Origin of the sequence: Lysinibacillus xylanilyticus (assembly GCF_001708185.1) — a bacterium.
Lineage (GTDB): Bacteria > Bacillota > Bacilli > Bacillales_A > Planococcaceae > Lysinibacillus > Lysinibacillus xylanilyticus_A.
The window spans coordinates 939235-957823 of sequence record NZ_MDDN01000001.1 but is presented as its reverse complement, the minus strand read 5'-3'; the positions used below and the strand labels follow the sequence as shown (position 1 = coordinate 957823).

Sequence of the window (18589 nt, the reverse complement as noted above, 5' to 3'; positions counted from 1 at the left end):
GTTATTGTAATCAAACCCCACCACAACGCTTCAGCTTAAGTTTCAATCGCCGGTTCAACTATAGCAATCGGTATTGCTATACATTCAAATTAGGAAATGCCCAAATCAAAAAGCCATTATGATAAACGTAAGGGAATTGCATGTATATATTAATGTAATTAAACTGCACATTAAAAATCATAATTTGAATAAATAGATAATTGTAAATATACTAAAAATTACAAATCCGCAACAGTTAACAAGCTTCCTAGTGTAAATGTTATCAATGTGCGAATTTTATAACTTACATTGGACGAGGGGGATTTTAAATGAGTAATGTAAAAGCTGTAGAAGTATATGATGCAGGAAATATCTGTCCAGATGATTTACCGTGGGTTTCTTATTTTGGGGTGGCTCATTTTAAGTTACTTAAAGTTAATCCAGTAACAGGACAAACTATTACCCTGTTAAAAGTTCCTGCAGGGATACAGCTTCCTACACATTTCCATCCTGGAACGGTTATTGTGTATACGATTAGTGGCTCTTGGAGATATATGGAGAATGATTGGGTTTCTAACGCTGGGGATGTAGTTTATGAGCCTGCTGGATCCCAACACACACCTGAATCTCTAGGAGATGAAGAGGTTATTACGTTAAATATTGTTGAGGCAACATTAGATTATGTGAATGAAAATGGAGAAATTATTGCTAGAGATAATTGGAAGTCATTATTGCAAAAATACCATGATCATTGTGAAGCTGAGGGAATTACACCTATAGATGTGACTCAATTTTAACTTATTTCAGCGGGTATCCAAACACCCGCTGAAATAAAGGAACTCAGTCTAAGAACGCCACGTCCTGTGGCAACGACTGAGTGACCAACATCACGGATGTCACGGAATCGGATAGGAGTTCTTAGGGGATGTTAGCCTAAAATCATCGCATCCATGCGATAACAGCTAACTGACCTGCATCGGTGCCGCTGCGTTAGCACTACGCTTTCGCACAAAAAACATTTGCCGCTGCCGCTACGCTTTCGCGCAAAAAACATCTGTTGCTGCCGCTACGTTAGCACTACGCTTTCGCACAAAAAAACATTTGCCGCTGCCGCTACGCTTTCGCGCAAAAAACATCTGTTGCTGCCGCTGCGTTAGCACTACGCTTTCGCACAAAAAAACATTTGTTGCTGCCGCTGCGTTAGCACTACGCTTTCACACAAAAAAACATTTGTTGCTGCCGCTGCGTCAGCACTACGCTTTCGCACAAAAAACATCTGCTAGCCTAAGCGCAAAGCCGATTCCGGACGCAATTATGCCGAGGCATAATTGATTAGTTAGATTGACAAAAAAAGAGAAGCCCTTCCATAAGGCGAAGTGGCAACTCTTTTTCTCTTATATTTTCGTAATTTCAGATTTTAGATAATGGATATACTTGTTTAGTAAAATGGATAAATGTTTATCTTCTGATAAAACTAATCCAAAAGAAATATTGAGACCTCCATGATTTTCTAAATCAATAGGAATTATCTCTCCATTTATGACGGGTGGATAATTTTTCATGATGAAATCAGGAGCGAATGTAATAGCCGAACTTTCAATGATAGCTTGGAGAATGCCGTCCGAATTGTTTGATGTAAATAGGATTTTCATGGGCTGGTATTTGTTAAAGAAATCATGAACAAAGTATTGCATAAATTCACCGTAATATGTAACGAGCGTTTGATCGAGTATCTCATGTGAAGATATGGCACCTGTAAACGCTAAAGGAGAATGTTTAGAAACATAGATTTTCTGCTTTCCTTCAAATAGTGATTCAAAAGCTATTCCTTCCATGTTTATGTTCCAGTCTGGTGAATAGGCAATCAGTCCGATGTCGATCTGATGCTGGCGAACATCTTCAATCACAGAAGAGCCGCTTTTTTCATTTATTTCTACATTTACTTGAGGATAATCTTGTTTAAAAGCAGCCAAAGCCTTTACTAGAATCGTTGTTAATCCTGGTATGGAAGATACTTTTAGTTCTCCTTCTACCATGGAATTAAATGAGTGGGCGGTCTCTTTAATTTCCTCCAATTTTCTTAACACTTCGTAGGCTTGCTTCAGAATGATTCTACCTTCATCGGTTGGCACAGCACCTTGTCCCCTTGAACGATGTAAAATTTTTAGTCCCAATTCCTTTTCTAAACTAGTAATGGATTGGCTAATAGCCGATTGAGTCACATAAAGATTCTGAGCTGCTATAGAGAGTGAATTGTGTTTTGTCACTTCAACAATATATAGTAATTGTTCAAAGTTCATAGTTTTTCTCCTTGTCTATTAAAAAATCTTATCAACATATTTTGTGTTAGATTGGGAATGAAAACCAGTAACATATACAAGATTTAGTAGGTATACCGTCTTTGGCTAAATAATTTTCTTATTAAATATATAAGTTCTCCTAAGAATAGATAAATCCTCCTTGAACTAATCTGCCCTGTTAGCCATCTAGAGGCAGTAGCATACGCTGTAAGTGCCGCGATGATTATTGCGTATATTAAGGCTGATTCCGGACGCAATATGCCGAGGCATAAATTGATCTTATTTATGAAACTTTCTAACTAATTTGAAATTACAATCAAACCGTTTGCAGCCTCCCTTCGTTTCCTTTGATAGTACCGTAAAAAAACATGTATAAAATGGAGGAATAATCATGAAGAAGACCTTGTTTCTATCAGCTTTACTGCTCTTTGTTATTGCGGCTACCGGCTTGTCAGTCAATGCAAAAATGGACAGTAAGCAGGCTTCCCAGGCGACACCAAATTCCGTTCAAAGTGATCATGTCATCCGGGTGTATGGACCAGGCGGACCACTTGGACCAATCAAGGAAGCTGCTGAACATTTTTCAATTGAAACGGGAATAAAGGTGGAAGTAACAGCCGGACCAGAGGGCAATTGGATCAGCCAGGCAAAGCAAGATGCAGATATTATTTTCTGTGGCTCCGAATATATGCTGCAGGACTTCATCTTTAACCATCCCGAAATGATTGACACTAAATCACGAACGGAGCTTTACCCGCGTGCTGCAGGAATACTGGTGAGGAAAGGAAATCCAAAGAAGATTGAAAGCCTGGAAAATTTAACGAAAGATGGAGTCAAAATACTCGATGTGAATGGAGCTGGCCAGCTCGGCTTGTGGGAAGACATGGCAGGCAGAAAAGGGATAATCGAAGGTATTTCTCAAAATATTAACCTTTCTGTAAAGTCGAGTGCTGAAGCCATTGAACGATGGAAATCGAATTCTAGCCTAGACGCCTGGATTACTTATGAATCATGGCATTACCGACTCAAGGATGTGACCGACCTAGTCGAACTTCCCGAAGAAGAGAAGCTCTATCGTGGAACGCCGATCGCCCTGACGAAAATTACCGATCAGAAAAAAGAGGCACAGCAATTTATTGAGTATTTAAAAACGGAAGAAGGTCATCAAATCTTTCAAAAATGGGGATGGAAATAAGGAAGATCATTAAATCTGAAAAACTGGGAGGAACGTACATGAAAAAAGGAATTTTTACCCTCGAAATACTATCGATTATTTTTGTTTTGGCTGCCTGTGGAAAAAGCACTGAGGAAAAAACAGAGACGGATCAAGCTGATCAAGCCCAAACGGAACAAACTAAAACAGAACAAGCCCCGGCTAACAGCCTTCAGCTTTTGAAGAATGACAAAGTTGGAGAATACCTAGCAGATTCACAGGGAAAGACGCTGTATTACTTTAAGAAGGATGAAGCAGAAAAAAGCAATTGTAGTGGAGACTGCCTGGCAACCTGGCCGGCATTTACTCAGGAAGATTTCGCTGTCCCAGAAGGTTTTGACAAAAAGGATTTCGGTACAATTACAAGAGCAGACAACGGTCAGAAGCAAGTCACGTACAAAGGCTTTCCTCTTTATTATTTTGCTAAAGACCAGCAAAAAGGGGATGTGAATGGACAAGGAGTAAAAGATGTATGGTTTATCGTAAATAGCAAAACAGAATTTAAGTAAGCCTATCTTGGGAACGATCAATCGCGGTCGTTCCCATCCTTACTTTTAACTTCTTTCAGTAAGTGTCTTTTGTACCGAAAGAATATATTTTTATCCAATAGCAGGGAGTGCCACATGAAAGAAAATTACGATGCGGAATTAATGATATTGGTAAACGAAAAACACGGTCACGCATTAGAGGAGCTGTATGATCGATATATAAAGCTTGTTTACGGCTTCGTTATGAAGTTTTGTAATGGGAATGAGGAGAAGACGAAAGAAATTATTCAGTTGGTCTTTTTGAGGCTATGGACAACAAACAGCCAATACGATCCCGCTCAAGGCAGCTTTGTCAATTGGCTCCTCACGATTACTCGCAATATTTGCATTGACTACCACCGCAAAGAGAAGAGGCATACGCAACACTATCAAGAGGAACATGAAGAAATCGCCGACTTTGCCAATGTAATCGAGCAACGAGTAAATACGAATGATATTGAGATGGCGAAAAATAAATTGCCGACGGCGCAAAGAAAATTAATCGATTTGCTTTATTGGAAAGGCTATTCTCTTTCAGAGATCGCCAAGCTGGAACAAGAGCCGCTCGGCACGATTAAAAGCAGGTTGCACCAAGCACTTAAAGGTTTGAGGAAACATCTGGAATTGGAGGATATAAAATGAGAAGGGATTGTGATCATTTAATTCCATATATAGCAAATGAGCTCAAGGAGAGCGAACGCATAGCCTATGTTGAACATTTAAAGGATTGTACGAAATGTAAGGAAGAATATCAGGAATTGTCCCAGGCCTGGCATGCTTTGCCGTTTGATTATACTGAAATCGCGGTGCCTGAATCGTTAAAAGGCGAGGTGCTGGGATTCGTTTTTGATCATCAAACGAAAAGCGATACGGAAACATTCATGGCTAAGATGAGTAAGCTTATGATGAAGTTCAAAAGCCATTTCACTCCAGTTTCAACCAGTATATTGGTCGTCTTGTTGCTCGCTATTATTGGCCTTGGAATAGCGAATGTACAGGAAAAAAATCGCCATGCTGCAAATATACCCATTGAGATTTTAACGACCATTCCCTTAAAAGCAGTTAATCAAAGCCACACGGGAACAAACGGCATCGCATATATTGTCCAGCAGGGATCTGAGAAAAATTTGGTGGTGCAGGTTCACGAATTACCCGGCGTCGAAGGCTCACAGGTTTACCAGGTTTGGCTGCTGAAAAATGGCATAAGGGAAAATAGCGGCATATTCAAGCCAGATGAAAACGGATCCGGAATACTGACCTACCAGCTAGCCGAAGGGCAGACTTTTGATCAAATTGGCATCACTGTCGAACCGGACGCCAACAGCAGCCAGCCAAAGGGAGAAAAAATAGCCGGGTCATAGATGGGAACAGAAAAGGACAGATACATTTTTAAAAATGCTATTAATAAAAAGTATTCGTTAGGTTTATTAGAATTTGCTAATGTTAGTGACAAGGAATTAAAATACCAGTGGACTGTAATAGCAGCTTATAAATGATGGTGGAAAAGACAATACAGGTATAAAAAGGGAACTTTAAATATACAGTTTATTTTTTCTATTCATTGCTTTCGTCAATTTTAGTTTTCCAATTGACATTACCATATCTAAATGAACACACAATCCGGATATTGATGAGATGATCGATGAGGTTGATTATTTATTTTCGTTGAGTTTGAATAATCCAAGAGAAAGTTAATTATTAGGACAACAAACAAAAGCAAGTGAAGGAAGCGCGGAGCTTCCTTCACTTGCTTTATTTTTAGGGACTTATCGGATAAGCCCTCTATTTTTTAGAATAAGAGTATAATTGCATTATTTAATACGCCATAATGTAGCGTCATCTGTCTGAATTCGTTCAATCTTTTGTTGTAGCATACGTTTTTTTAATTCGCGTTCTGCTGTTTGTTCTGTTAATGAATAGATAAAAGCTACTTCATGTGTTGAAAGTGTATGGAATTTTATAAATAGCTCTTCCATTGTTGGTAATGGTTGACGCACAAGCTGTTCATCCATCATCTCTTGTAAAATATGTTCATATACGTCATAGGAATAGCTACCACTAACTTTAAGTCCCTCATCTTCAATACATTCATTGAAAAATACAATGCTAGGCACTTCATCAACTTCCATTTCACGTTTCATATATAAATCACATTGGAAGGCACGTGCTGTTTCCTTCGACCCAAAGTCTACAGAAAATTCATTCATGTCTAATTGAACATCCTCCGCAATTTTTAACAGCGTTGCATAGGAATTAACATCTTGATGGTTTAGTAATACATATTCTTGTAGTTTCGACAAATAGCGCGCTCCGGCACGTTTGCCCTGTAACTCTGCTGCTTTAATAGCAATAGATGGTAAAACAGGGTGATTTATGTCGAGTTCAATGCCTGATACACACCCCTTTACGCGCTTACTTAAACAATTTAAAGAGGTAAGCTCTGTGCTTAGCACAAGGCGCCATGTAAAGTAATGATTATACTCTAGCTGTAATTTACGAAGAATGGCTTGTATATTAAAAGCTTCAGGACAAAGTGGATCTACGAAAATATACAATTCAATTGGCTTATTCGCAGTAGAAATCTCAGGAGTTGGTGCTTGCAACATTTGAATATTATTCACGTAACAATTCCCCCTCATCGTCATTTGGTGTATTAATCATGTGATGAGCTGTTAATACTAAACGTTGATAATAAGTTTCACGGAACTTCCCTTCTAAACCAACTTCATCCATTGCTTCGGACATACATTCGAGCCAAGCTTGAGCACGATCGGGTGTAATTGGAAAATTCATATGACGTGCACGCATCATTGGATGTCCATGTTCCTCAGTAAAAAGATTTGGTCCACCTAAATACTGTGTTTGAAATTGAATTTGCTTGCGGGCTGTCTCTGTCAAATCTTCCGGAAAGATTGGAATAAGATCAGGATGCTGAGCAACTCTTTTATAGAATGCATGAATTAGCTCTGAAAGTTTTTCAGCTCCCAGCTCCTCATAAGGAACAGTGTATTTTCTACTCATAAGTTAAATGCTCCTTCAAGTCTTTATATCGTAAAGTACAATTTTATACTCGGTCATCTTCAAAAATGTGAATTTCTTGTGACTACCTTCATTCTATCAACGTCTTTTCGTTAACACAAACAAACCGCTCTTTGGAATTGTTTTTCGCTAGAAAAGAGCAAATTTCACCACAAAGGGTGAAATTTGCTGAAAAAGATTGTAATAACAGTGATTATGCGATTAAGCAGTGTAGTAATTCATCACTTTTTTGACATAATTCTGTGTTTCTTTGAAAGGAGGAACGCCACCATACTTTGTAACGCGAGAAGCTCCTGCGTTATAGGCAGCTAACGCTAACGTTGGATCATTATCGAATTTATCTAGCATTTGGCGTAAATATTTTGCCCCAGCCATAATATTTTGCTCAGGATCAAAAGCGTTAGTAACCCCTAAATGTTGTGCTGTTTTTGGCATTAATTGCATTAAACCTTGTGCCCCAGCATGACTAACCACTGTTGGATTAAAATTAGACTCTTGCTTGATTACGGCAGCGATAAGTTTCTCGGGTACATTATATGTAGCTGCTGCCTTTTCAATAATCGAAGCATATTGATTCGCCCCTGTTAATGCATTGGCATACGCTGTTGAACCAATGACATTATCTGAAACATAGGTGTCTAGTTTTGTACTAGATTGTGTGTTTGCTAATGCTGCCTGTACAGAATCAGGGATATAGACGGAATTAGAACCATTATAGAGCAATGATTGGTACCCACTATTTTGCATGTTTTCAAACAACCCATTTGAACTACTAAATTGGTTGATCGATGAAGAGACGCTTGATGCACTTCCGAGTAAACTGGACAATTTTGCACTATTAGCAGTTGTTGCACCGCCAAGCAATTCGCTAATCATGTCTGAAAACATAGAATTACTGTCTGTAAGATTGTTAGACGATGAATTTGCTGTAGAGCCTAGTGTTTGCAATGCTTGAATTTCAAGTAAAGTTCTGATTGATTGGATATCCAAGAAGTTGGTCACCCTTTCTTAAGCTATTAGTATTATTCTTTATTCATTTGTAATGCTTGCATAAAACGTGCGATTTTTTTATCTGCAGACCGTTTTTCAATACCATATTGCTGTAGAAATTCGTCGAAGATTGCATTTCCTTTTATTGCATCTTTTGATTCATATTCTACCTCATAATCGTCGCACTGCAAATAGAAAGAATGGTCAAATACTAGAAGACCATCTCTATAAGGTATTTCGACACGATCCGTTGTCAGTGAACCGAAAACTTCCAAATTTTCTAAAGGAATTTGAAATAGTGCTAGTCTTTTAGCTACCTCTTTGGCATAAAAACCTTCTCCTACAAGCATTTTGCTTGCCTGCTCAGCGGTTATTTCATCTGTTGTTTCTAAATGTGCATGCTCTGCACTTTTTTCTTTTAATGTACATTCAAAATATTTGTCGATTTGTCTAATACGGAGCCCGCTTTGTAATTTCCGAATAGCTTGGGAAGGAGTGTCGAAATAATGATTTGTTTGACGATGAATAGCATTTTCGGAAATGCTGAACTCTTGCAATAAATGCTCGTATTGTTGTTTTGTTAAGAGGTTTTTAAATTCTATTTCAAGTTGTTGTGCCATATATGATCACCTGTTTAGTTTAAATTTTTTCAAATGTGTTGATTACGAAGAAAGAAAAGTTTAATTCGTTAATATTTACACACTGCAACTATTTACCCTGTATGCTAAAATAAGAGGAAGAGTACGAAAAAAAAGGGGAACGGCATGTGCGTAAAATTTATACGATAGAAACATTGAATTTTGAAAACGAGCAACTTCATTTTAGTTTAAACGACATTGATGAAAATTTACAGTTAAAACCTGCTGCACAACTAATTGCAGATTCTGATGACTTTGCGTTTATTTATTTACTTGATGCAGGAGAAAATTATCATTATTTGCGTTTTCCACCAAGTAGTTGGGATCAACTTGTACATATTTTACAAAAAAAGAAAAATCCAAAGCTGCAATTAGGTGAAGAAGTTATTGAACTTACCAATTTTTACGATGAATTGGAAATGCTCGTGTATAATATTGAAGGAAATTACAATTACGGAGCGGAATTTGTCCAAGCAGTGGAACAACACTTCAAGACAATTCTCGCTGAATAAAAAGACAAAACGAACAGACGGTGTTGGTTTTGTTCGATACCGAATGTCGGGAGGTTTTTGTGATGGGACAATGGGAAATATTTTTAGGTCCTTATAAACAAGCAGTAGATGAGTTAAAAGTAAAATTAAAGGGTATGCGTTCGCAGTTTGGTATTGTTAATGCAAATTCACCAATCGAGTTTGTTACAGGGCGTGTAAAACCTTTAGCAAGTATATACGATAAAACATTAGAAAAAGGGCTTTCCTTTGAGCCTTCTAAACAACTGGGTGATGAGCTAGGTGATATTGCAGGCCTTCGTATTATGTGTCAATTTGTAGATGATATTTCAACAGTTACGGAGCTAATCCGTCAACGAAAAGATATGCGCGTAGTAGAAGAACGTGACTATATTACACATAATAAACCAAGTGGATATCGCTCATATCACATGATTGTTGAATATCCTGTTGAGACGATTCAAGGGAAAAAATTGGTATTAGCTGAAATTCAAATAAGAACACTAGCTATGAATTTCTGGGCATCTATTGAGCATTCATTAAATTATAAATATAAAGGCATGTTCCCAGAGGAAATAAAAAATCGCCTTCAAAGTGCTGCAGAGGCGGCCTTCCGATTGGATGAGGAAATGTCGTCCATTCGCAGTGAGATTCAAGAAGCACAAGCTTATTTTAGCGAATACAAAGAAGCATCGAATCCTAATTTACTATCAGAGAAGGAGCGTGACATAAAATGAAATTTTCCATTCAATCACGTAGAGATGCACAATCGAACGAATTAATGGAGCTAGCAAGAACGTATTTGCAGGATTTTGGGCTAACTTATGATGAGGAATCGCCTGAAATCGTAGTCTCTATTGGAGGAGATGGAACATTATTACATGCCTTTCATCGATATTCTCATTTGCTAGATCAGGTTGCCTTCGTAGGTATCCATACAGGACATTTAGGATTTTACGCGGACTGGAAGCCATCTGAATTAGAAAAGCTTGTTTTGTCGATTGCTAAGAAAGACTTTAACGTTGTGGAGTATCCTTTACTAGAGGTGAAGGTGGAGCATCATAATGCGGAGTCCAATACGTATTTAGCGTTAAATGAAGCGACTGTGAAATCACCTGATGTCACGCTTGTTATGGATGTGGAGTTAAATGGCAATCAGTTTGAACGTTTCCGTGGAGATGGGCTTTGTGTGTCGACTCCTTCGGGTAGCACAGCGTATAATAAAGCCCTCGGTGGAGCGATTATTCACCCGACTTTAGCTGCATTCCAAATTACTGAAATAGCATCTATCAATAACCGTGTCTTCCGTACAGTTGGTTCACCACTCATTTTACCAGCCCACCATCACTGTATTTTACGTCCAGTTAATGATCAAAACTTTAATATGACGGTTGATCATTTACAAGTTACGCAAGGCGATGTGAAGTCGATTGCTTTTAATGTAGCAAATGAACGAGTACGTTTTGCTCGTTTCCGCCCATTCCCATTCTGGGAACGAGTCCATGAATCGTTCGTGGCAAATGAGTAAGATGGATACAAGGTTTACACTGCATTTTATAGCAGAAAAGGAAGGTCAACTACTAAGGGAAGCCTTAACTGAATGGCGAATCTCTAAGCGAGCTTTAACAGCAATTAAATTTGATGGAGGTTTATTGACAGTGAATGATGTCGAACGAAATGTTAGACATCCTCTTCACGTTGGTGATCGAGTTGAAGTGAAATTCCCTCCAGAAGAAAAAAGTGAAGGACTTGCTGTTGAACATGGTGAACTCGCTATTACTTTTGAAGATGAAGCTATTTTAGTGCTTAGTAAGCCAGCGCATCAGAGTACGATCCCTTCGAGAGAGCATCCAACGCTTAGCGTAGCTAATCTAGTGTGTGGTCATTTTCAGAAGCAAGGTCTAGCATCTACTGCCCATATCGTCACGAGACTTGATCGTGATACTTCTGGCTTATTATGCATTGCTAAACATGCTCATATCCATCATTTAACGGGACTTGCACAGCGTAGTGGAGAAATTTCTCGACAATATGAAGCAATAGTGCATGGACATGTAGCCCAAGATATACAATCAATCATTGCTCCTATTGGACGCAAAGAGACGAGTATTATTGAGCGAGAGGTACGTGAAGACGGTCAATTTGCGCATACCGATGTGACAGTTTTAAGACGCTTTTATTTACATGATGAACCGATGACACATATACAACTAAAGTTACACACAGGGCGTACACATCAAATTCGTGTGCATATGGCTTATGTGGGACATCCACTTGTTGGAGATGCACTTTATGGTGGAAGTCGCAACCATATCAATAGACAAGCCCTACATTGTGTGTCTTTAAAGATGCTCCACCCCTTAACAGGTGAGAGTTTACACTTCACAAGTGACTTAAACAAAGATATGCAGCAATTACTGAATGACTCCTTAGCCTAAAGTTTAGATTTTTTTTAAAACCTATACTATGACGAAGACGATCTAAACAGTCTTTAGTTCACTAATTGTGAAAACTATTTTATATATTTAAGGAGATGTTCGCACAAACGGGCATCTCCTTATCATTTTTTATCTCTTATAAGAAAGTTTTCTTAACAGCACGTTAACAGAAAAGAAAGTGTTTGTAGGATATAGTAAAACAGAGGGCTTTTTAGGCACATTACTATAAGGTAGGGATGACATTTTTTAAAATGTAGTATAAGTTGATTGGAGTGAGACTCGGCGACTCCTTGGGGATCAGTAATAGAGGAACAAAGGCTAAAACCATCACGTCCTGTGATAACGCCTTCGTGACCAACATCCGTGCTGTTGCTGTCGCTGCGCTTTCGCACAAACAAAACCCTCTGCTGCTGCTTCGTTAGCACTACGCTTTCGCGCAAAGCGCCCAGTCGGAACGGAAATCAACTCCACGTTATAGTTATAGGTAAAAAACGGAAAATTTTATACGCAGATTTATCCAATTAAATCCTGGTAATGTCGCGGGTCATTAGGAGTTAAAAAAAGGGTTTGCAGAAAAGGTACAATACACTCTATTATATAAAAGGTAGATTTACGGCATTGTCCGTAATGATTTAACTTATTTCAGCAAATGTTTTCTGTACCGAAAGCATAGCAACAGGTTCAAATGAATTTACTTTTCGGCGGTTGGTCAAACACCCGCTGAAATTTCGGCAGATGTCACTGAATCGGAAAGGAGTTCTTAGAGGATGTTAGCCTAAAATCATCGCATCCATGCGATAACGGCTAACTGACCTGCATCGGTAAAAACGCCACGTCCTGTGGCATTACCGAAATGACCGACATCGTGTCGGCCCTCGTGCAGGCCTAAGCACAAAGCCGATTCTGGACGCAATTATGCCGAGGCATAATTGATTCTCGGAAGGAGGGGACAAGCATGATAGAGGAAAGAAATGAAAAGGATGATGTGCAATTCGACGAGGCACGTTTGCGAGAAATGCTCGAAGCACATGATATTGACGCATTCCGCGATGAGTTTTTAGAGCTTCATCCGTATGATCAGGCAACGTTTTATGAGAAGGTGGAACCTGATATAAGGAAGATCATCTATTCGTTCTTGTCTCCGACGGAAATGGCTGATATTTTTGAGGCAATCGAAATAGATGATGATGAGTACACAGCATATCTAGCTGAGATGGCTCCGTCATATGGTGCAGAAATGCTTTCTCATATGTATGCAGATGATGCAGCAGACGTTTTAAATGAGTTGGATACAGAGCAACGTGAAAGCTATTTAGGCATGATGGATGAGGAAACAGCTGAAGAAATTAATGAACTATTAAGCTACGATGAATATACTGCCGGTTCGATCATGACGACAGAATATGTAGCAATCCCAGAAAATTCTACTGTGCGTTCAGCAATGGCGATTTTACGAAAAGAGGCTCCGGATGCCGAAACAATTTATTATATTTTTGTCGTTGACGAAGCACATCGATTAACAGGCGTTATTTCACTTCGTGATTTAATTATTGCTGATGAAGATACCCTTATACGTTCAATTATGAATGAACGTGTTGTGATGGTGCATGCAGGGGATGACCAAGAAGAGGTTGCTCAAATTATGAAGGACTATAATTTCCTAGCAACTCCAGTTATCGACGATAAAGGAGAATTACTAGGGATTATCACAGTCGACGATATTATTGACGTTATTGATGAGGAAGCATCGGAGGATTACTCTAAATTAGCGGGTATTTCCGATATGGATAAATTTGATACGACTTCATTACAAGCAGCTAAAAAACGCTTACCATGGCTTGTCATATTACTATTTTTAGGAATGTTAACAGCAAATTTGATGGGACAGTTTGAGGCAACGTTAGAACAAGTAGCCTTACTTGCGGTGTTTATCCCTCTTATTTCAGGTACTTCTGGGAATAGTGGAACTCAGGCACTAGCGGTAGCTATTCGAGGAATTGCGACAGGAGACGTCGAAGATCATAGTAAGTTCAAATTACTACTACGTGAAGCAGGAACAGGCTTAATGTCTGGAATTGTTTGTGGGCTGATTGTTATCGGCATCGTCTATATTTGGAAACAAGAGCTTATTCTTGGAATGCTGGTAGGTGCAGCGTTATGTGGTTCTATTTTAGTGGCTACAGTTGCAGGTTCTTTTATCCCACTGCTTATGCATCGTTTGAAAATTGATCCAGCCGTTGCATCAGGTCCATTTATTACAACATTAAATGATATTACAAGTATTTTAATTTACTTAGGTTTAGCGACAGTTTTTTTAAGTCAGATAGGCTAAGAACCAAATCCCTTTCTTTTGCATATTGTAAGAAAAAAGGGAAGTGAGTAATGTGGATCGAGAGCCACGCTTGTTTATAAAGTCACCACAATATTTTCTAAATATCTCTAAGGTGCTACATGAACTTGATTTGACTGAAAGTACATCAGTGTATGTAAAGGATGGCTATTTCAATGAACAAACAATGGAAGAAAAAGAAGAAGTGGTAGAGGAAGTACTCATAGATCCGTATTTACTAAAGCAACTTCAATTTTTAGAAAAGCCGTTTCGACAAAAAGCCTATCAACCGTTAGTAATATCTTTGAAAGATGGTAGGAAATTACACGGTAATGCATCTGATGTACAGACTGATTCATTGATGTTTACTTCTTTAGAATTAAAGACACAAGAGATTATCTATTTTGAGGATATTGCGCAAATATTATGGCGAGGCAAAAAATTACCTACCTTATGAAAAAAGTGTACAGCAGAGGATGCTGTACACTTTTTTTATGTGTAGTGTGTCAAAGGAGAAAAGATTAGTTACAAATACCTAAGTCAACATCAGCAATACATTGTACAGCGCAGAAACAAGATAAATCTACAGTGATACAGCTCTCAGTTGGATTCCAGTCATCTACTTTACATATTTTTTTCATGTTGACACAGCAACCATCACGACTTAATAGGTCTACTGTACTTTCACTAGAGTCAAATGAACATAAAGGCTCTAAAACACGCAAAGTAGCGCAGCACTCATCAAACATATCTTCTACACGGAAAAATACTGATGTACATATACATGGATCTGCTGTTGGAGAACTAAAGAATGCTTTGAAAGGAGTACCATCTTTGGTAATTAACATGAATACACGTGTATCTGCATGAGAGCGTGAAGGACTTACAATGCCTCCAAGTGGTTCTAAGAAACAGTTAGCTGTACATGGTTGACATTCTTCTCTCACCGCTTGATTTTGAATGTCTAAAATAGCGCGTACTACGTCACAAACGCAGCCTGCTGAATGGATTGGTCCAATAGGATTTGTTGGCTTGCCACAACCCATATTGTCACCTCCTTTCCTCGTTACTACTTATACAATATGTACCCTTGAAAAATGGACACGGGCTTTCGCCTTTCGTATATCTTGTTAGGTGAATAGTTTTTTTATCTAAGGAGAAACTGTAAAGAAAAGGAGGGTAAAATCTTGAGGCTATTAGGAATAATGTTACCTCTATTAGTTAGTGTGTCGCTTTTAAGTAGTTGCAATGAGAAAGAAAAATTTATTGTCTACGGTTCACCGGATAATGAAAAGGAAGTTGAAGCCATTTTAAAAGAACATGACTTTGTTGATAAAACAACGGTTATCCAATATGACGATAGTATGCTTGTAGCAGTTCAAATTAAACCATGGGATAAGTGGAAAAAGGCTAAATTAGAGAAAAAGTTGCAAAAGGAATTTGATGAAAAATATCCGAATAAAGACGTTTTGGTTTCAGCTGATTTTAAAATATTTTATGAAGCCAATAAAATAAAAAAGGATAAAATTGAAGATAATAAACTGAACGATAAAATTAAGGAATTGAAAGAGCTTTCAAAGGAGGAGTCATAATGGAGAAAGAGCAATATAAAAAGCTAGAACAAAATGTCACACCGAAGCCACCCTACTTAAAGAATGTTGCAAAGGCTTTTTTTGTAGGAGGTCTTATTTGTACAATCGGACAAGCTGTTTCACTTTTTTATATGATTTTCTTTAACTTTACGGAAGCGACAGCAGGAAATCCGACAGTTGCAACAATGGTGTTTTTCGCCATGATTTTAACGGGCTTTGGTTTATATAAGAGAATCGGTCAATGTGCTGGAGCTGGATCGGCTGTGCCTGTTACAGGGTTCGGGAATGCTGTGATTTCAGCTGCTATTGAGCATAGATCTGAAGGATTAGTGCTTGGTGTTGGTGGAAATTTATTTAAATTAGCGGGGTCAGTTGTATTATTTGGTGTTGTATCTGCTTTTTTTGTTGGCCTTATTAAATATATTCTTGTGACGATAGGAGTGGTTTCATGGTAATTGTCTTTCAATCGAAACCGTCCTTACTAGCGGGTGGTGTGGTAGCAGGCCCGCTAGAGAAACGTAGTATATTTAGTCAATATTTTGATGCGATTTATGATGACGAGCGTTGGGAAATGAAAACAAATGAACAGGGTCATCGAAAAATGGTTGAAGAGGCTTGTGAATTTGCCATGAAAAAAGCTGGCGTGAAAAATCCGGACATTGATTACTTTATGGGTGGCGATTTAGTTAATCAAATGACACCGACCAATTTTGCAGCTAGAGATTTAGCTATTCCTTTTATTGGATTGTTCTCTGCGTGTGCTACCTCTGTTTCTTCAGTAATTGTTGCGAGCCTTTTAACAGAAGTAGGTGCCGCAAATTTCTCGCTAGCTGGTGCATCTAGTCAACATAATGCAGTTGAACGACAATTCCGCTATCCAGTCGATTATGGCTCGCAAAAACCTCAAACTGCTCAATGGACGGTAACAGCTGCTGGTTTTGCGCTAATTGGTAAGCATCATGAGGAATATCCTTCTATTGAAGCAGCAACAGTTGGAAAATCAATTGATTATGGTATGGATGACCCGTTTCATATGGGTGCTGCAATGGCACCAGCTGCTTTTCAAACGATTCAATCACATTTAGAGCAGCGTAATCAAAAAATATACAATTATGATTTAATTTTAACAGGTGATTTAGGTCAACTTGGCTTGAAACTTTTAAAAGGAATGCTTGTTGAAAGTGGCGTAAAGAATGAGGAGTTAACACTTTTACGTGATGCAGGTGCTGAATTTTATGGACAGGATGAATCATTCCAATCTGGTGCAAGTGGTGCAGGCTGTTCAGCAGCAATATTTTTTAGTTATGTGATCCAACAAATGCGAGCAGGTACCTATAAGCGAGTACTTCTTGTAGCAACAGGAGCATTACTGTCCCCGCTTTCGTTTCAACAGGGTGAAACAATTCCATGTACGGCACATGCAATTGAAATTACAATGAAATGAGGTAAAAGCTATGGTTATGTCATTTGTATTTGCATTTATTGTAGGAGGCATTATTTGTGTTATAGGTCAATTATTAATGGATGTTGGTAAATTAACACCCGGACATACATTGAGTACGCTAGTCGTAGTGGGAGCAATTTTAGACGGGATGGGCTTGTATGAACCTCTAATTGATTTTGCAGGTGCAGGTGCAACAGTGCCTATTACATCTTTTGGAAATTCATTAACGCATGGTGCAATGGCTGAGGCAGAGAAGCACGGTCTTGTAGGCGTGTTGAGTGGGATGTTTGAAGTAACAAGTGCAGGAATCAGTGCTGCCATAGTGTTTGGCTTTATCGGCGCTTTAATTTTTAAACCAAAAGGAAATATTGACTAGACGAATACCCCACCCATTTCTACAACGAAAACATATTATAGGTTGTAGAAGGGAGGGGTATTTTTATGGGATATCAAGGCTGGTGCGCACAACCGTATGGAGGAAATGTTGGTAGCTATAACGCTAGTTATTGTGGAGGCGAATACTACGGCGGCTATTGTGGTCATGGCAATAGCTCAACATTTGTCCTAATTGTTGTCCTATTTATTCTTCTAATTATTGTCGGCGCTACTTTCATGTAATGTAACATCGCAGACGCAATAATTGATTAAATGTGACAGTAGATAAAAGGCTTTAGCTTTTCTTCAGAGTACTCATTATCTGAATAAAGTTTAAAGCCTTCACTCATTGTTAAATGTTTTGTATGAAAACAACGGTGGAAAAAATTAAAATTTTAACTGATAGGAGGGGGAACATGCATCGCGGGTTTTTTAATTCAATTGAACAAAAAACTGGGGTTTCAATGGAGGAAATCTTCGCATTAGCAAATGCAATTCAACATGCAGATTTTACAAATGAAAAACAAGTAAGAAAAATCGTACGACGTGTAAGTAAGATATCCAAAAGACAAGTTTCGCAAGAGCTTGAGGATAAAATAGTACAATCTATTATTCAAGATGGTGATTCACTAGATTTCGATAAAATTACTAAAATGATGAAATAGTATGATATATTCACATGCAAAGAAATATCAAAAAGGTTGGTTAAATGGATGTTCATTTATCATTCAACTTTTACAAAAAGGGTGTTACGATATGCATCAGCATTTTCGTAACACCCTTTTGTTAAATGTTTTTTTCCATAGCACGATGTGGAATACCTGCGTCCATAAACTCAGGAGATGTTACCGAATAGCCAAGCTTTTCATAAAAAGGAATAGCATAGCTTTGTGCATGGAGTTTTAGTTTTTTCATTTGAATGGAAATGGCATGCTTCTCCATTTCCTTCATTATTAAAGCACCTAGGTTTTTGCCACGCTGGTCTTGTAAAATACAGACACGTTCAATTTTTGCAGCATCGTTTTCAATACTACGCAAACGTGCGGCACCTACTGGCTCATTACCTTCATACATAATGAAATGCGTTGCGGATGCATCCTCTGCATCGCATTCTAGATGAAGCGGCACACCTTGCTCTTCTACAAAAACTTTTTTGCGGACTGTAATCGCATCATCATGTTCTTTTGTCGTTTCAACAATCTTAACGTTATACAAG

General features: G+C 38.4%; 24 protein-coding genes. 17 read left to right on the top strand and 7 right to left on the bottom strand.

Features of this window, described 5'->3' with window-relative positions:
• Positions 1-308 precede the first annotated feature (308 nt).
• Positions 309-776 (top strand): 2,4'-dihydroxyacetophenone dioxygenase family protein, encoded by a 468-nt coding sequence (locus tag BFJ97_RS04645; RefSeq protein ID WP_068983452.1) that lies wholly within the window; start codon positions 309-311, stop codon positions 774-776.
• A gap of 597 nt (positions 777-1373) precedes the next feature.
• Here BFJ97_RS04645 and BFJ97_RS04640 read toward each other — a convergent pair.
• A complete protein-coding gene (locus tag BFJ97_RS04640; protein WP_068983451.1) occupies positions 1374-2279 on the bottom strand; it encodes a LysR family transcriptional regulator in 906 nt (301 codons plus the stop codon).
• A 391-nt stretch (positions 2280-2670) separates the two neighbouring features.
• On the opposite strand from BFJ97_RS04640, the gene BFJ97_RS04635 reads away from it, so the two are divergent.
• From BFJ97_RS04635 to BFJ97_RS04620, 4 genes are all read left to right on the top strand, one after another.
• Positions 2671-3474 (top strand): substrate-binding domain-containing protein, encoded by an 804-nt coding sequence (locus tag BFJ97_RS04635; RefSeq protein WP_068983450.1) that lies wholly within the window; start codon positions 2671-2673, stop codon positions 3472-3474.
• A 38-nt stretch (positions 3475-3512) separates the two neighbouring features.
• Positions 3513-4001: a COG4315 family predicted lipoprotein gene (locus BFJ97_RS04630; protein WP_068983449.1), complete on the top strand. Its 489-nt coding sequence runs from the start codon at positions 3513-3515 to the stop codon at positions 3999-4001.
• 114 nt (positions 4002-4115) lie between these two features.
• Positions 4116-4661, top strand: coding sequence for an RNA polymerase sigma factor (locus tag BFJ97_RS04625; protein ID WP_068983448.1), 546 nt, complete (start codon positions 4116-4118; stop codon positions 4659-4661).
• Entirely contained in the window at positions 4658-5380 is a 723-nt protein-coding gene (locus BFJ97_RS04620; protein ID WP_068983447.1) for an anti-sigma factor, read from the top strand. The genes BFJ97_RS04625 and BFJ97_RS04620 overlap by 4 nt, the downstream gene beginning before the upstream one ends.
• 450 nt (positions 5381-5830) lie before the next feature.
• Here BFJ97_RS04620 and BFJ97_RS04615 read toward each other — a convergent pair whose 3' ends face one another.
• The 4 genes from BFJ97_RS04615 to BFJ97_RS04600 all read right to left on the bottom strand — a co-directional run bounded on the left by BFJ97_RS04615 (position 5831) and on the right by BFJ97_RS04600 (position 8668).
• Positions 5831-6640, bottom strand: coding sequence for a DsbA family protein (locus BFJ97_RS04615; protein WP_068983446.1), 810 nt, complete (start codon positions 6638-6640; stop codon positions 5831-5833).
• On the bottom strand, positions 6633-7040 hold the full coding sequence (locus BFJ97_RS04610) for a globin domain-containing protein (RefSeq protein WP_068983445.1): 408 nt from the start codon (positions 7038-7040) through the stop codon (positions 6633-6635). Before BFJ97_RS04610 ends, BFJ97_RS04615 begins: the two co-directional genes overlap by 8 nt.
• Positions 7041-7259: 219 nt before the next feature.
• Positions 7260-8048, bottom strand: coding sequence for a lytic transglycosylase domain-containing protein (locus tag BFJ97_RS04605; protein WP_068983444.1), 789 nt, complete (start codon positions 8046-8048; stop codon positions 7260-7262).
• Positions 8049-8080: 32 nt separating this feature from the next.
• The gene (locus tag BFJ97_RS04600; protein ID WP_068983443.1) at positions 8081-8668 is read right to left on the bottom strand and encodes a CYTH domain-containing protein; all 588 of its coding nucleotides are present in this window, start codon (positions 8666-8668) and stop codon (positions 8081-8083) included.
• Between the two features lie 146 nt (positions 8669-8814).
• Between BFJ97_RS04600 and BFJ97_RS04595 the strand changes: the two genes are divergently transcribed.
• From BFJ97_RS04595 to BFJ97_RS04570, 6 genes are all read left to right on the top strand, one after another.
• On the top strand, positions 8815-9198 hold the full coding sequence (locus tag BFJ97_RS04595) for a hypothetical protein (RefSeq protein WP_068983442.1): 384 nt from the start codon (positions 8815-8817) through the stop codon (positions 9196-9198).
• Between the two features lie 62 nt (positions 9199-9260).
• Positions 9261-9932 carry a GTP pyrophosphokinase gene (locus BFJ97_RS04590; protein WP_068983441.1) on the top strand — a complete coding sequence of 224 codons (672 nt, stop codon included), beginning with the start codon at positions 9261-9263 and terminating at the stop codon, positions 9930-9932.
• On the top strand, positions 9929-10723 hold the full coding sequence (locus BFJ97_RS04585; protein ID WP_068983440.1) for an NAD kinase: 795 nt from the start codon (positions 9929-9931) through the stop codon (positions 10721-10723). The genes BFJ97_RS04590 and BFJ97_RS04585 overlap by 4 nt, the downstream gene beginning before the upstream one ends.
• A 1-nt stretch (position 10724) precedes the next feature.
• Positions 10725-11633: an RluA family pseudouridine synthase gene (locus BFJ97_RS04580; RefSeq protein ID WP_068983508.1), complete on the top strand. Its 909-nt coding sequence runs from the start codon at positions 10725-10727 to the stop codon at positions 11631-11633.
• 955 nt (positions 11634-12588) lie between these two features.
• Positions 12589-13965, top strand: coding sequence for a magnesium transporter (mgtE, locus tag BFJ97_RS04575; RefSeq protein ID WP_068983439.1), 1377 nt, complete (start codon positions 12589-12591; stop codon positions 13963-13965).
• 52 nt (positions 13966-14017) lie between these two features.
• Positions 14018-14419 (top strand): hypothetical protein, encoded by a 402-nt coding sequence (locus BFJ97_RS04570; protein WP_068983438.1) that lies wholly within the window; start codon positions 14018-14020, stop codon positions 14417-14419.
• A gap of 64 nt (positions 14420-14483) precedes the next feature.
• Here BFJ97_RS04570 and BFJ97_RS04565 read toward each other — a convergent pair whose 3' ends face one another.
• Positions 14484-15008, bottom strand: coding sequence for a CotY/CotZ family spore coat protein (locus tag BFJ97_RS04565; RefSeq protein ID WP_068983437.1), 525 nt, complete (start codon positions 15006-15008; stop codon positions 14484-14486).
• 141 nt (positions 15009-15149) lie between these two features.
• Between BFJ97_RS04565 and BFJ97_RS04560 the strand changes: the two genes are divergently transcribed.
• The 6 genes from BFJ97_RS04560 (at position 15150) to BFJ97_RS04540 (ending at position 18038) form a co-directional block, all read left to right on the top strand.
• Entirely contained in the window at positions 15150-15554 is a 405-nt protein-coding gene (locus tag BFJ97_RS04560; protein ID WP_254660113.1) for a hypothetical protein, read from the top strand.
• Complete coding sequence (gene spoVAC / locus BFJ97_RS04555) at positions 15554-16009, top strand: stage V sporulation protein AC (RefSeq protein ID WP_068983436.1); 456 nt, start codon at positions 15554-15556, stop codon at positions 16007-16009. The genes BFJ97_RS04560 and spoVAC overlap by 1 nt, the downstream gene beginning before the upstream one ends.
• Entirely contained in the window at positions 16003-16998 is a 996-nt protein-coding gene (locus tag BFJ97_RS04550) for a stage V sporulation protein AD (RefSeq protein WP_068983435.1), read from the top strand. Before spoVAC ends, BFJ97_RS04550 begins: the two co-directional genes overlap by 7 nt.
• Positions 16999-17014: 16 nt before the next feature.
• Positions 17015-17374 (top strand): stage V sporulation protein AE, encoded by a 360-nt coding sequence (gene spoVAE, locus BFJ97_RS04545; protein WP_374967608.1) that lies wholly within the window; start codon positions 17015-17017, stop codon positions 17372-17374.
• 65 nt (positions 17375-17439) lie between these two features.
• Entirely contained in the window at positions 17440-17616 is a 177-nt protein-coding gene (locus BFJ97_RS23420) for a YjcZ family sporulation protein (RefSeq protein ID WP_083226900.1), read from the top strand.
• Positions 17617-17789: 173 nt separating this feature from the next.
• Positions 17790-18038, top strand: a complete 249-nt coding sequence (locus tag BFJ97_RS04540; protein ID WP_068983433.1) for a stage VI sporulation protein F — start codon at positions 17790-17792, stop codon at positions 18036-18038.
• Positions 18039-18159: 121 nt separating this feature from the next.
• Here BFJ97_RS04540 and BFJ97_RS04535 read toward each other — a convergent pair whose 3' ends face one another.
• Entirely contained in the window at positions 18160-18588 is a 429-nt protein-coding gene (locus tag BFJ97_RS04535) for a GNAT family N-acetyltransferase (RefSeq protein WP_068983432.1), read from the bottom strand.
• Position 18589 lies beyond the last annotated feature (1 nt).